Genomic DNA, 15,569 nt, shown 5'->3' on the forward strand with positions numbered 1-15,569 from the left:
TAGCCGGAGAGATCCCTCTCCGGGCTTTTTTTCTTTCATTTCTCTCAATCAAAGTCTACCTACAAATGATATACTTGATGAGAGTGAATGTCATAAATTAGGAGAGGATGGCTATTGATCAACCCTTGGAATCCCTATAATTCGTTCAGGGGCAAACTCATTTTCTATTTCATTCTCGTTATTGTTGTCCCGACGCTCGTTATTTTCTTGACGTACTCCTACAATTCTCAGCGTGTACTCGAAGAAAAGATATACAATGCGAACCAGGAATTGGTCGATCAATCGGCAAATACGATGAACGAATTGGCGGCAAGAATGGTCAAAGCCGCATTATTCGCCGAATCGGACTTTAATCAGTTTTATCGCTCCGATTTTTCGGATTGGAACATCAATTATGATGCGTTTATCCCTTTAAAACAATTGCAAAACAGGCTTACAATTACACGCGATTTGCTGCTGAACAGCGAGGCTTTCCTCCAGGTTACGGATGGTCGGCGGTTTGCCGTCTCAACGCTTTTTAACTATGATAACGATGCAATTATCGAAGAGGATTGGTATTCGCATGCCCAACAAGCCAAAGGTTTTCCTTACTGGTCAATATCTTATAAAATGAACCCGGATCACGGGTATACACAAGTAGGTATAGAGACACCTTATGTCCTCATGTCGCGTATCCTTCGCAAGGACGATGGAAACTTGAACGGAAAGGAGGTAGTTGCGATTGGCGTTCCGAGCGAAGCGTTTTTTGGGAAAAGTGCAATGTTGGATGGCAGTATGCCAAGATTTTTAATCCAAACAAGCGACAATGTTGCCAGGGATACAGAGGGGAATTCGTACCACGTTATTTTCGAAGAAGAGCTATCAGTAAAGTCGCGGTTGAGTGCTTTTTCAAAGAGGGCCGTGATCAATGGGAACAGATATCTCATCAATACAGCGGAAGTCTCACAAGTCGGATTCACTCTTCTGCAACTTATGCCTTACGATCATTTTACGAATCAACTCGCTCAGTCGAGGAATCACTCGTTAGTCGGCATCCTGCTTGTTTTTCTCATGGGGACGATCCTGTTTCTAGCGCTCATGATCCGGCTGACCAAGCCGATTTATTCTCTGCTCCACTCTATGCGGAAAGTTGGAAGAGGTAATTTTCAAACTGCGGTAACCGTAAAAGGAAGAGACGAAATTTCAGCTTTAGGCCATGAGTTTAATCAAATGGTTGCGAAGCTGGATCACCTCATCCTGGATTTGGAAGAGGAGCAGAAAAATAAAGAGGAGGCCCGATTTCAAGCGCTGCAAGCGCAAATTAATCCGCATTTTCTGTTTAATACGCTCAATTCGATCAAATTAATGGCTCTGCTTTCGGGTACGAATCAGAATGTGAGCGACATGATTACGGCGCTAGGCAAGCTTCTCGAATTTTCTATGAAACAAACGCAACAATTTGTGACGCTTAGGCAGGAGCTTGAATATTTGGAGTTATATATGACGCTGCAGAAGATACGTTTTCATGACAATATTCAGCTAAATATCCATGTGCCCGAGGCGCTTATGGATCATCGAGTTTTAAAGTTCAGCTTGCAGCCATTCGTCGAGAATAGCATTATTCATGGCGGAAAGCTGCCGTTAACTGTATGGATTCAAGCTGAACTCATGAGTGATCGATCCGGGATGTTCATTACTGTCGAGGATAATGGGAATGGCGTTCCGGAGAGTAGGCTTGCAACCATTCAGGAGCGAACGATCCACAGCAATAATGCCAAATTCAGCGGTATCGGCGTCTCAAATGTAGACAATCGGATAAAACTGCATTTCGGAAAATTGTACGGTATTACATTAGGATTATCCCATTACGGCGGCTTAAAGGCTACAATTCGGCTGCCTATTCAAAAGGAGCAATGTGAATGACGCGTGTACTCATTGTAGATGATGAAATTCTTGTGCGATTATCGCTCAAAACGTTGATCTCCTGGAAGGAAAATGGATTTGAAATCGCAGGCGAAGCGGAAAATGGCTTAGAAGCGCTCGCTATTTTGGAAAACTGCCCTTGCGATATTGTACTAACAGATATCCGTATGCCGGAATTGGACGGAATTGAGCTGATGAATATCATTCGGGAAAGATGGCCGGACACGAGAATCATCGTCTTGTCCAGTTATAACGATTTTGAATATGTACAACGGGCGCTTCAAATCGGAGCGAACGATTACATTTTGAAGCTCTCCTGGGTACCCAGCGAACTCTTGCAAAAGTGTATGCGTATTCGTGCGGAGCTCGAGGTTGAACAGGCAAATCGAGTTATACATACCCAAGCAACCTTTAGAATGGAGCAACTGGAGCTGGATTTGAAAGAAAAGCTGCTTAGAAATTTGCTCGTCAAGCAAGGGACGAATATGGAGACGGATAGATTAATTTGTGAAATTCGCTCTATTTCCAAGAAACAAACCTATCGGGTTGCTTGCGCTTCCATCGATAATTACCAACAAATTGTGGATGAAAACAGATTTAAAAGCGAACAGTTGCTAAGTTTCACAATCATCAATATTTTGAAAGAAATCGTAAAAAAATACGGAGAAGGGGATTTAATCGAAATCAGAAATGAACGTTTTGCTATATTAATGGAGCGGTTATCGGAAGATATGTTAGTCGAGATGCATTCCGCAGCATTGGCCTTTGCCAAAGTGTCGCTAAGTTTTGGGATTGTCAAGGATGCGGTAAACTTGAATGAGCTTCATTCGGCATTCATCCGAGCGGAGCATGCCCTTCAAAGCAGATTTTATAATCGGGATGCTCATTATTTTTATGATACGGATCGGACTGTTTCAGAAGCAACTGTAAAAATCGAGAGCCTGCAGGAAGATTATTGGAATATGCTGATGGATCAAAAACCCGAACAGATGGCGGATGCCATTCATTCATGGTACGAAAAACAGAAACAGTTCCAAGTCCCCCCTGCGCTCATAAGGGAAAGATGGCTGCATCTGTTGTTATTGTTCGAAAAGAAGCTGGAGCAGCTTGGAAAGGATCTCTATGTTTTACCTTCCTACAATGAAAGGTATCCGTATGATATCATTCGCAATGCGGAGACGCTGCAAGAAATAACGGAATGGTTTGGAGGGTGGGCCATTCAAACCCTTGAATTTATACGACTGGACTCGAAGCCGCGATATCGTCAGGAAATTATTGAAGTTATGAATATTATTCAACAGGAATATGCGACAGCATTAAAAGTTTCCGATATTGCCAGACGTGTCGGCTTTGCCGAAACTTACTTGAGTGTGTTATTCAAAAAGGAAACAGGAGAGAAAATCGTCGACTATTTGATGAAAATCAGGATGAAAAAAGCTCGTGAACTGTTGCTTAATCCTTCGTATAAAATTTACGAAATTTCCGAGATGATCGGCTACAGCGACGCGACTCATTTCAGCAAATATTTCAAGAAGATCGAAGGAGTATTTCCGCTTGAATATCGAAAGGCGGCTTTAAAATACTAAGAAAAACACAAAATTACCGAAGAAAATATCATTTAGATGCCCAAGTATTGTTGATATGATTGCTTATGTAAGCAAAACGAATACGAGGGGGCTATAAAAAATGAAGAGATTTATGGTTTTGAGCACGGCTTACTTGCTTTCCATTTCCATGCTGATAAGCGCTTGCGGTAAGACTGATAACGCATCGAACAATCAGACTACGATGCCTTCTGCGAGTCCTTCCGCCACTCAGCAAACAGGAAAACCTGTGAAGCTCAAATGGTGGGGGGGCACTCCTGAGGAAAGTGGTCCGAAAGCTGTTGTGGACAAATGGAATGCAGCCAATAAAGAGATCCAATTGGAGTACGTACGTTTTGTCAATGACGATCCCGGCAACACAAAGCTGGATACTGCGCTCTTGTCGAGCAATGACGCACCTGACCTGTTTATTAATTATAACGATGCTATTATGGATCGAAGAATTAACGCCGGCATGGTCGAGCCATTGGATGACTTAATCAAGAAAGTCGGATTTGATGTAGACAGTGTAATCGGTTCCGGGAACTTGACGAAAAATAAAGATAAACTATATTATTTGCCTGGCGCCAAATCTTTGAATCTCATGTTATTCAATAAATCGTCTCTGGATGCGATTAATGAACCTGTTCCGGTAGATTGGACGTGGGATGATTATGCCTCTTTATCCAAAAAATTAACGAAGCCGGGGCAATTTGGAACATTCCTCGCTCCGACTTGGGAACCACTTGCCTTTCAAACCTTGACGACTGCCAAACCGATCGACGCTTATTATGCAACGAACGGCACATCCAATTTCCAGGATCCTGCCTTCAAGAAAGGACTTGAAATTCAGAAGCAACTGCTGGATGCCAAAGCATTACGGCCTTATGCAGAGGGAGTAGCGAATAAAATTTTGCCGGAAGAAGAGTTGCTCAAAGAAAAAGTAGCTATGGCATTTGCAGGTACGTACCTGATCCGATATATCAAGGACGAAAAAGCGTTCCCGAATCGCAAGTTCCAGGTTGCGTTTGCACCTATTCCGCAAATGGAAAAAGGTAAAAATGTAAACAGTGGCGGACTCGGTGATAAACTTTCGATTAATGCACATAGTGCAAACAAGGAAGCTGCCATGAAGTTTCTTGCCTGGTATTTGACAGAAGGCAACATGGAAATGGTTGCTGGCGGACGTATCCCGTCTAATCTGAAGACGGATATCAACAAGGTCGCCGAGCTGTTGATTGGCGATAAAGGTCAGTACTTCGATAAAGCATCGTTCTTGAATGTTATAAAAACGAACTATACGCTCGCTGTAAACCCAACGACGGCAGGCTCGGCAGCAATCAGAAAAGCATTGTTCGAAGAGGCTGAAAAATATTTCTTGGGTGCACAAGCATTGGAAAAAACGATTGAAGTAATGAAACAGCGGGCGGATGACGCGATCAAAGGTGCTTCTAAATAGGAAAAAAGGTACATTCCCGTCATAAAATGACGGGAATGTACCTTTTTTTTGCTCTAATCCAAAAGCGGATATCAAAGGGTGAAGATCGAAGGAATACACATATTCATCTTAGTTTATCCCATGTAAGCAGACAAAAGGCTCAATTATACTTAAGGGAGAGGGTCCCGAAGAGGCCAATACATTGCCGTCAGTACGGGTAATAAGGACTCGCTTTCTGTTTATAGGGGGTGATGCCAAAATTCACTTTAGAAACATAATTTTTCTTTCTTATTATTTTCTTTGGAAGAGTGGTATGTTTAATATTTTAAATTGTAAGCGCTTAAATTATTGGGGTAATGTTCAGAAAATTCACCAGGAGGATTTTATATGATTAAAAAAATAAAGATCATGCTGGCCGCTGTATTGGGAGTATCCTTGCTTGCAAGCGGCGCATTTCAACAGGGGGCTTATGCGATTTCCGGGTCCACGCCCCTTCCCAAACAAAAAGCCGGCAATTGGGAACAGCTCAAGTATACATGGACTACAGAAGCAAACGGAAATGATTTTAGCGGTACGGTCATCGGCAATGGCCGCATAGGAGCAAGAGTCGCCGGCGGTGTCGCCACGGATACGCTGCAGCTTAACGACAAAACCTTCTGGTCCGGCGAACCTGGCGACGTTCATAGTGCCAGCCGAATTACGGCGCTGGCGGAAACACGTCGTCTGCTGGCGGAAGCGGATACGGCGACGAGCGTCACGTATAGGGAAAACAAGCTGAAAGCGGCAGAAGAAGCAGCAAAGGGGATGTGGGGAAGAGGAAGTTACGCGTCCAGATACCTGCCGATTGGCAAGCTGATGCTCGACGTGCCCGGTACGGCGGGATTTACGAATTATTCCCGTGAACTCGATTTGGATCGGGCCACGGTCACTACGAAATATACGGTCGGTACGACGACGTATACCCGGGAAGTATTCGCAAGTTATCCGGACAACGTGATTGTGATGCGGATTTCCAATAACGAGAACAAACCTATGAGTATGACGGCCAGGCTGACATATCCGATGGAAATGACGGGCCACGCTGCCGTTCAATCTTCCGGCAATGAAATTACCATGACGGGAACGGCGAACTATAATCTAGGACGTACTTCCCAATGGGCTGCAGGCAGAGGCACGACCTTCGATTCCCGTTTGCGAGTGAAAACGGCGGGAGGAACTGTCACACCGACGAACGGAAATTTGGAGATCTCAGGGGCAAATGAAATTATTCTGACCTATGCCAATGCCACCAGCTACAAGGATCCATTCACGCTTCCGAATCCAAGCCAAGGCGGGAATGACCCTGCGCCGATTGTTACCGCAATCATGAATAATGCGATCGTTAAATCGTACGGCACACTTTTGAATAACCATTTGAATGACTATCGGAAACTGTTCCGGAGGCTTTGGGTGGAAGTAAACGGAAACACGGGAGCCGCGTTTGACTACATCAAAACCTATCAATACTCCCGCTATGAAATCATTTCGGTTTCCCGCGAGAATACCACCGACCGGCCCCGTAATCAGCAAGGCATGTGGAATCACGAATGGATTCCTGAAACGGACTCATCGCATTTTCTGAATGAAAATGTGCAAAAACACTATGCCAATATTGAAACCGCTAACCTGACTGAAATGGGTGACCCGCTATGGAAATGGATAAAAAATTTGGCGATCAGTGGCGCGCAAACGGCGCAGCAGGATTTCGGCTTTGATGGCTGGATGGCGCCGCAGTACTCCGACATATGGGCGGCAACACCGCTTGCAGACACGAATAACGAGTGGGCGATTTGGCCTATGGGCGGCATATGGTTGATGAATACGGTATACGAACATTATCTATTTACCAAAGACAAATCGTTCCTTCAGAACACCGCTTATCCGCTGATGAAGGGAGCGGCGGAATTTGCGCTTGATTTGCTCGTCACCAATAAGGATGGTTATCTCGTCACTTCTCCGTCCACTTCACCGGAAAACAAATACAAGTTGTCAGATAACACACTAATTGCGGTGAGTCAAGGCAGCTCCATGGATATGGCGCTCATTCGCCAACTCTTCCATGATGTGCTTGAAGCGGCAAGCGTCTTGCAAGCAAATCGCGCAGATGACCTGGATCTAATCCATCGGATCACTGCGGCAACCCCTCATCTTCTTCCATTCGCCAGTGGAAGTCAAGGAGAGTTGAAAGAATGGAATAATGACTACCCTGGCAAGGATCCTGTACATCGTCACGCTTCGCATCTGGTTGGCCTGAATTTGCGCGATGTGCTTACGAAACGGGGAACCCCAAATTTGTTCGAGGCAGCCAGGAAATCTATGGAATTGCGCGGGACTGGAGCTACCATCGATAAATCGTATATGTGGGCTCGTCTCGGCGAAGCCGACAAAGCATTGCAAGCCCATAAGTTATTTCAGATAGATCCTAACAGAAATAAATATCAGACGATTAGCGCATATGTTCCCGAGTTGTTCGTTCAGAGCCATGCCGGCGAAATTGAGCTGCTCCCCTCATTGCCGACCGGCTGGTCAAGCGGTAAAATCGTAGGCGTCAAGGCAAGAGGCGGGTATGAACTGAGCATCGAATGGGTGAACGGGCAACTGGTATCTGCACAGATCGATTCTCCTTTCGGAACGAAGCCGATCGTGCGTTATCAGAATCAATTGCTGAATGTGGACACGGATGCGAGAATCGTTTTCGTAAATAGCTCAGAAGTCATTGTAGATAATACAGCGGCGGAACTGACCGGTTCATGGACGTCGTCCACGATCCTATCGAATTATTATGGGTCCAACTATTTATATGCATCAACTAAAACTGGAATTAGCAAGATAAAATGGAAACCGAATTTGCCCTATTCCGGTACCTATAAGGTGTACTACAAGTTGCCGAATGGCAATATCAGTCGGGCTACTAATGCTCCGTTCAACGTTCACGATACGACAGGTGACCATATATATTACGTTAATGAACAGGTTACGCCGAGCCCGGGATGGGTCTCCTTGGGGAATTTCACATTCACCTCGGGAACGAATGGATATGTAGAGTTGACGAATAATGCTAACAATGAAGTCGTCAACGCAGACGCAGTTAAGTTCGAGTTTGTAAGTCCGTAACCTTTCTCGTTAGTTTGAGCATAAAAATGGTTACTGAGATTTGATCGTCATCCAGTAAAAAAAAGGTGTAATCCCTCAAAAAATGACAGGATTGCACCTTTTTTTGTTTAATACATTAAAGCTGTTTTATTGTACTTTCACAATGGCCCATTGCTCATCAGGCGAACTCGTGTAAGGGTTTTGAACAATGCCTCCCCCATCAAGCACACTGCCGTCTTTCACTTCCAGCGCTTTCTCGCTTCTTACGCTTGTAATTTGATAAAGGCCCTTGCCGATGAATTGAATATTCCATTTCTGGTTCCTCGATCCAACATATCTGAATTGGATAACTTTCGCATCATTTGCCGGCGATCCCCCATACACATCAAGGGCATAGCCGCTTTTCTTATTCGTTATTTTGTATTGACCGCTATCTATACTTTCCACCTTCCATAATTGACTGTCCTTGCCCGAATACCCTGATTGAATGGCGTCTGCCCCGGCAACAATGGATTCCCCGCTGATGTCAAGCGCCTTGTTGCTCTTCAAATTGACAATTTTGTAGTAAGAAGTTGGGATGTAATTGTCAGCAATTTTTTGAACCTGCCATAGTTGATTACGGCTTCCGTTAAAAGTTCTTTGGTCAGCCGGGTTGCCGTCGCTTGCCGAACCGTTCGTGTTTGCCAGTACCTTATCGCTATTGACATTGACAATCTTGAAGTAGCCGTTTCCTGTGTCAGCCATTTTCCATTGCTGATTTTTGCCTGGAAGAGAAGCACTTGTTTCAGTATCCGTGCCTTGTACAATGGGGGCGCCTTCCGCTGCACTTCCCCCATTTACGTCCAATGCCAACCCGCTAAATTTATTGATGAGCTTGTAATTACCTAAACCCAGGTCGTCGATGATCCATTGCTGGTCTGCGGCATCCGCGCTTGTTCGCTGGGTTACGGCAGCTCCGCTGTTTAACGAGCTTCCAACTCCGAGCGCTTTGCCGCTGCCTGTATTGACAATCCGATATACTGCGTTGGAATCGAACGTATCGATGCCTGTCGGGGTCGGAATATCGCTGGTGTAAGAGCCGACGGACAATTCGCTTGCAGCCGCATAGCCGCCTGCCGCCGAATTAACTTGCAGCTTCATATATCGGGCCGTTTGGGCGGGAAACGTAACCTGTTTCATCGTTTTGTCACCGGCCCATGTTCCACTCTTCACAAAGCTAAAGTTGGTTCCGTTTGTACTGGCATAGAGGGAATAGGATGTAATTTGGCCTGCTGCCATATTTTGCGAAGGTAAGTAATTCAATAAATTGATATTGGCGTACGTATAACCCAAATCAAGTGTGACGGTTTGCGGAAAGGAGGCGGAGGATTGCCATACGGTTTCTACATAACTACCTTTATTATAATCTAAATTTCCATCAACAACGTGATTGGCGCTTCCGCTAATAGAAAATGCTGAATTGGCTGTAATCGGGTGTTCCATTATGATTGGCTGCGGAGGCAAAGGAGGACGCGACGCGTCAGGCGTCCAAGCCGTGCCAATTTCCGCCAATCGGTTCACAACATTGGTATCAAGCGCGCCTTGCGGGTTCGGAGATACGTTCAGCAAGAAATTGGTATATAAAGGCTCAAGTACCTTTAAGTGTCCATAGACGATGTCTGAAACGCTGGCGGAACTTCTCGTCGTCATGCCTGGATGCCAGAACCAACCGCCACTAACTAATAGATTGCCTTGGTTAGCGACTTGCGTATTGCCGGCAGGGGCCCATATATTTTTGGGTTCTTCGAAATAGAGGGCATCCTCTTCCCATAACTGGGTCTGCCCATTATGGTCGACAATAAGAATATTCGGCTGCAGACGTTTAACATGCTCACGAATTTCCTGGTAAGGGGCTTGCTGATGGCCCATTCGCCATGCCCATCCATCAATGACGAGAACGGGAATTTCTCCATAATTGGTGAGCAGTTCCGTTAGTTGTCCCTTCATAAAATCAATATCCGCTCTACTGACGGAATCCTTTTCGATTTGTTGCTGGCGATCCCAAATGGAGTAATATAATCCTGGCAAAATCCCTCTGGAACGCATGGAATCCACATATTGCTTCACGATATCATGCGGATATGCGCTGTTCATCACGTTGTAGGCGCCATATTTGGTTGGCCACAAGGCAAATCCATCGTGGTGCTTGGCCGTTAATACAGCATACTTCATTTTGGCAGATTTGGCAGCATCAGCCCATTGATCCGTATTCACGGTTGCCGGGTTGAAGGAAAGCGGGTTTTGCCCCGGCATTACCCATTCCTTATCGTGATAAGTGCCCATGTTATAGTGAATAAACATGCCGAACCTTAAATCAACATAGTTCTTTTGATTGGTGTAAGTGTCTGCGAAAGCTGACGCCGCCGATCCTGCCAGAAGCGCAGAGACGAGCCCCAGACAAATGGCCGCTTTTTTAATCCTTTTCATACATCATTCTCCCTCCAAGGATAAGATTTACCTGACAAGTAACATGATATGACAGCGTTTTCATGAATTCAATTCAATAAACAATTCAAATTGGTCAATATTTTATTCCGGAAAATGGGGTGGAGCATGTACAAAATCTTAGTCGTTGATGATGATGTAGTTATTCACGAAGGAATGAGGGATCATATTCGTTGGGGGGAACTGGGGTATCATTTGCTTGTTATTTATGAAAGAGGCCTCATAACCAGAGAGGCTTTGGAAAGCTATCAACCAGATGTTCTCCTCACCGATATTTACATGCCCTTTGTCTACGGACTTGAGTTAGTTGAATATGTTACTAGGCACCATCCGAGAACAAAACTGATCATTCTGACTGGACATGATGATCTGGATAAAGACAGGGAGAACCTGCAAAATTGGAACAAAATAAACGAACAAATGCAAGCAAGCCTTCCGTTACTGAGAATGATGTTTTTGAATCAATGGGTTGCCGGGGATTTAACAGAAGAGAAAATTTTCGAGAGAATGAAGGATTTCGACATTAGCCTGTCCGGCAAATACATAAGCGCATCCGTTATTGATTTGGATGATACGGAGGAGATCCAAGCCAAATATCCTGATACTGATAATGCATTATTACTTTTTGCCATACAAAACATTTGTGAAGAAATTAGCCAAACATATGGCGAGCATCCTGTTGTATTTAACAATTATTTGGGACAAATAGTGCTACTGTTTTCAGGAGAAGAGGCATTATCCCTAATGGATATGGTTGAGAAAGCCAGTATTCATATTCTGCAAGCAGTGAAAGATTATTTGAAACTTTCCATTTCGGTAGGCATCGGTCTCCCATGGGCAGGTACAAAGGTGCTTCATTTATCTTATGAGGGCGCACTGTCTGCTCTTGATTTCCGCTTCCTGCTAGGTAGAAACCAAGTTATTCCTATTTATGATATGGCTCCAAAAGAGCGTGTTTCTGTTTACAGTACCAAAAGCCAAAGCGCGCAATTGGCCAATGCGCTAAAGACAGGAAATTCGGAGGATATGCATGCCATCATTCATTTGTTCTTCGAGAAGCTGATTTCAGGGAATATCCCGATGAAAGAATGCTGCATGCACATCCAGATCTTGCTGTTTGCGGTAATGGATGTTTGGCAAGAACTGCACATTTCCGAGGATCAAATATTGAAAAAAAATATCTTTGAAGAAATAATTAAAATGAAGACGCTGCAAGAAGCGAAGCATTGGTTTATTCAAGTGTTCGAAATCACAAGGGCGTTCATCGTGCAGAAGAGAACGGATACCGGAACGCTGCTGGCGGGCAAAGCGAAGCAATTTATTTTGGACAATTTAACGGATCCTGGATTGACTTCCTCAATTGTTTGCAAGCATTTGTCCATAAGCGCCAGTTACTTTTGCATTATTTTTAAAAATTATACGAACATGACGTTTATAGAATTTTTGACGCTAGGCAGGATTAATAAGGCCAAAGAATTGCTTTGGCAAACGTCACTCAAAACATATGAAATTGCTGAGCTTGCGGGATACAAGGATGCTCACTATTTTAGTATTGCATTTCGCAAATCGACAGGGATGTCGCCGACCCAGTTTCGCGAATCCAGGAATCGAGGAAATGAAGATGGTTTCTAGTAACGTTGGCTAAGTGAAACTGTAATAAGATCAAAGGAAACCACTGTTTTTACATGGTTTATCCCATGTATTTCAACTCGCTATTTGATTATACTAGGCACATGTTGGGAAAGTGAGGTGGGTGAAACAATAAAAGATGTTCGGAGTTGGTATTTTTTTTTTTGAAGTGGCAACATGAAGAAGTGATGACTTCGCGGTCAAAAAACACGGAAAGAAGGGGAAATAATGAGTCATATCAAAAGAATATGTAAATTAAGCAGCTTGTTCGTTTTTATATTTATGGTAGCGTTTACAAATTGGAGTGTTATGACTCCGGAAGCCAAGGCAGCAGGTACGAATTATTATGTGGCTACGAATGGAAATGATAGCTGGAATGGCACTTCTCCCGCCTTCGTATCAGGTACGACAGGACCTTTTAAAACGATACAAAAAGCAGCAAGTCTGATGCAGCCGGGTGATACTTGTATAATTCGGGGAGGCGCCTATCCTGAGGAAGTCATTCCTGCTAATTCAGGGACGTCGGAAAATAGGATAACATTCAAGCCATACCCAGGAGAAAGCGTAACGATTTCAGGTACCGATATGATTGACTCGACATCATGGATACAACATTCGGGTTCCATTTACAAGAAGCAGATTACGCTGGATTTAGGAGACAGAAACCAAGTATTCATAAATGGGAATATGGCTCAGCTTGCAAGGTGGCCGAATACAAGTTCAAATCTTTGGAACCCGACATGGGCTACATTTGATGAAGTCGGCTCAAATTATGTAAAGGATGCGGATTTAATACAGACTGATGGGTATTACACAGGTGCAACAATTACTTATATGCCTAGTGATTATTTTATTTCCAATTCTAAGGATATTACAAGTTATACAGGTGGGAAACTTTATTCAAGCAGTAGTTTCGGTTATGTACATAAAGGCCAGCCTTATTATCTTACGAATAAGTTGGAATTGTTGGATACTGAAAATGAATGGTACTATGATAGCGGCACGACAACACTTTATATGTGGTTTCCTGGAGGGAATCCTTCAAGCAGTACCGTATCCGTTAAAAAACGTATTTGGGGTTTTAACTTAACGAATAAATCATATGTTTCGGTACAGGGTTTGAACTTTTTCGGTACAGCTGCGACAACAGCAGGCGGAACGGGTAATGTTTTTGATGGTATTAATGCAATTTATGTAGATCATTATGGTACCAATACAGATGGTTTTGCTTCACATAGGGATGATTCTGGCTTTATCCTCGGCGGAAGTTACAATGAAATAAAGAATAGTACCATTGCATGGAGTCACTCCAATGGTGTAACGATGTTTGGCAGCAATAACAGGCTAGTTAATAATCTTATTCGTGACTGTAATTATGGGATCAATGACACGGCCCCAATCAGGGTATTTGGTGACAGCCATCTCGTAAGCTACAATACAGCATATAACAGTTCAAGGGGCATCATCCTTTTAAAGAATGGGATTTCGAAGAGTATCATCGAGCACAATCATCTATATAATGCCGGCTTGCTTGCCAAAGATCTTGGAATTATATATGCGGTAGCAACAGATGGTCAGAATACCGAAATTCGATATAATATTTTACATGATAACTTTTCTTCTATAAAGCCTAATGGTATTTATCTGGATAACGGTTCTTCCAATTTTATCGTACATCATAATTTAGTCTATGGAATCAATGACCCAGTGGGAACTGGTTCTACTATTAAGGGGCCGGCACTTGGGACTAATATTAATGGTCCTACCAATTTTAATCTTCTATACAATAATACATTCCTCAAAGGCAGCGAAATTGGTGCGGGCTCTTCCACTATCTTTGTAAATGACATGTACGGCACATGGTCCGTAAATAATATTTTAAACGACAGTTCATCGTACGCGGAGACATCATTTAATAATTACACAGGAAACACCCCAGGCTTTGCAGGAGTTAATGACTATCACCTTGCGGCGAATTCGCCGAATAAGGATGCCGGCGTAGTTATTGACGGGATTACCAATGGTTATGCGGGGGCTAAGCCGGATATAGGAGCTTTTGAATATGGCGTCCCAAGCTGGAAGGCTGGTCATGATTTTACAAACCCTCCAAACCCAGCATATTCAAAAATTTACCCATTGCACAGAAACCGTACGTATAATTCCGGTTTTGAGGTTACTGATCTTAACCCATGGATAAAAACATATGCCAAGACTGCTGCTGCCGAATATTCATATTCGCATCAAAAATCAGATGCCAATGCAAGGACCGGGTTCTACGGATTAAAACTTGGAACTGTACAGGATGGCGTAGAGCAGATCATTAAAGGGCTGACGCCAAACACAACCTATGATCTGAGCGGTTGGGCGAAGGTGACGGATTCCTCCGAAGTCAGAATAGGGGTAAAGGACTATGGCGGAAATGACGTGTATAGTTCATCTACCGGTTCTACATGGAAGAGAGTGGATGTAAGATTTACAACAGGTCCTCAAAATACAACTGCTACGATTTATGGATACAAGACAAGTGGCAGTAATTATGCTTATATAGATGACTTTGGAGTCGTTTATTCGCCAGAGCAGCCTAAAGAGGTCATCGTTGATAATACCCAGGCCGAAGCTACAGGCGCATGGACGAGTTCAACCCACTATTCTAACTTCTATGGAGCAGATTATGTAACCTCGCCAAGTGGCGGTTCAGGTGCAGATAAGATGAAATGGAAGCCGATGTTGAGTGTGGCAGGAAACTATAAGGTGTATATTTGGTTGCCAAATGGAAATGAATTTCGGACTACCAATGCACCATTTAAAGTATCCTATAGCGGAGGCTCGCAGACCTATTATATCGATCAGAGACCTGCTGGCGGAAGCTGGGTTTTGCTGGGTACTCATTATTTCGAAGCCGGGCAAACAGGATATGTTGAGTTAACGAATCAAGCAAATGGTCAATATGTTGTTGCCGATGCTGTAAAATTTGAAAAAGTGGATGTCGTCTATGAGACTGAAGATCTCGTGACAGTAGCATCAGGTGCTGTTGAATCGGATATCACGGATGTGAATTGCAGCAATGGAAAATGTAATAACTTGAATGCAACTGCAGTTGGTAATTCTGTCACATATGCTGTTTATGCGAGCCAGCCTGGAACATATAATGTCAAGTTAAGACTCAAGAGAGACAACGAGAGTGGTACTTTCCAGTTGTCAATTGATGGAGTAAATTTGGGCGCGCCTGTAGACGTGTACAATCTAGTACCAAGTTATCAGGAGTATGACATGGGGAAGATAACATTTGCTACTGCAGGAAATAAGACAATAAAATTAACGGTAACTGGAAAAAATTTAACGAGTACCAGTTATAAGCTAAAACCAGATTATATTAAGTTGAAATAATGACTACGCATTCA

7 protein-coding genes are annotated in these 15,569 nt (G+C 43.7%); 6 read left to right on the forward strand and 1 reads right to left on the reverse strand.

Annotated features, from left to right (window positions below; all coding sequences use genetic code 11):
- Window positions 1-114: 114 nt before the first annotated feature.
- From PCH02S_RS01430 to PCH02S_RS01445, 4 genes are all read left to right on the forward strand, one after another.
- Window positions 115-1,902, forward strand: a complete 1,788-nt coding sequence (locus PCH02S_RS01430; RefSeq protein ID WP_127449319.1) for a sensor histidine kinase — start codon at window positions 115-117, stop codon at window positions 1,900-1,902.
- On the forward strand, window positions 1,899-3,488 hold the full coding sequence (locus PCH02S_RS01435; RefSeq protein ID WP_127449321.1) for a response regulator transcription factor: 1,590 nt from the start codon (window positions 1,899-1,901) through the stop codon (window positions 3,486-3,488). Before PCH02S_RS01430 ends, PCH02S_RS01435 begins: the two co-directional genes overlap by 4 nt.
- 100 nt (window positions 3,489-3,588) lie before the next feature.
- Entirely contained in the window at window positions 3,589-4,944 is a 1,356-nt protein-coding gene (locus PCH02S_RS01440; RefSeq protein ID WP_127449323.1) for an ABC transporter substrate-binding protein, read from the forward strand.
- A 366-nt stretch (window positions 4,945-5,310) separates the two neighbouring features.
- Entirely contained in the window at window positions 5,311-8,076 is a 2,766-nt protein-coding gene (locus PCH02S_RS01445; RefSeq protein WP_127449325.1) for a glycosyl hydrolase family 95 catalytic domain-containing protein, read from the forward strand.
- A 126-nt stretch (window positions 8,077-8,202) separates the two neighbouring features.
- Here PCH02S_RS01445 and PCH02S_RS01450 read toward each other — a convergent pair whose 3' ends face one another.
- A complete protein-coding gene (locus PCH02S_RS01450; protein ID WP_127449327.1) occupies window positions 8,203-10,521 on the reverse strand; it encodes an RICIN domain-containing protein in 2,319 nt (772 codons plus the stop codon).
- Window positions 10,522-10,647: 126 nt separating this feature from the next.
- Between PCH02S_RS01450 and PCH02S_RS01455 the strand changes: the two genes are divergently transcribed.
- Together PCH02S_RS01455 and PCH02S_RS01460 are read left to right on the forward strand one after the other, a co-directional pair.
- Window positions 10,648-12,171: a response regulator transcription factor gene (locus tag PCH02S_RS01455; protein WP_164819385.1), complete on the forward strand. Its 1,524-nt coding sequence runs from the start codon at window positions 10,648-10,650 to the stop codon at window positions 12,169-12,171.
- Between the two features lie 225 nt (window positions 12,172-12,396).
- Window positions 12,397-15,555 carry a golvesin C-terminal-like domain-containing protein gene (locus PCH02S_RS01460; RefSeq protein WP_127449331.1) on the forward strand — a complete coding sequence of 1,053 codons (3,159 nt, stop codon included), beginning with the start codon at window positions 12,397-12,399 and terminating at the stop codon, window positions 15,553-15,555.
- The last annotated feature ends 14 nt before the right edge of the window (window positions 15,556-15,569 follow it).

Source organism: Paenibacillus chondroitinus NBRC 15376, from assembly GCF_004000765.1.
In the GTDB taxonomy this organism is placed as follows: Bacteria; Bacillota; Bacilli; order Paenibacillales; family NBRC-103111; genus Paenibacillus_E; species Paenibacillus_E chondroitinus.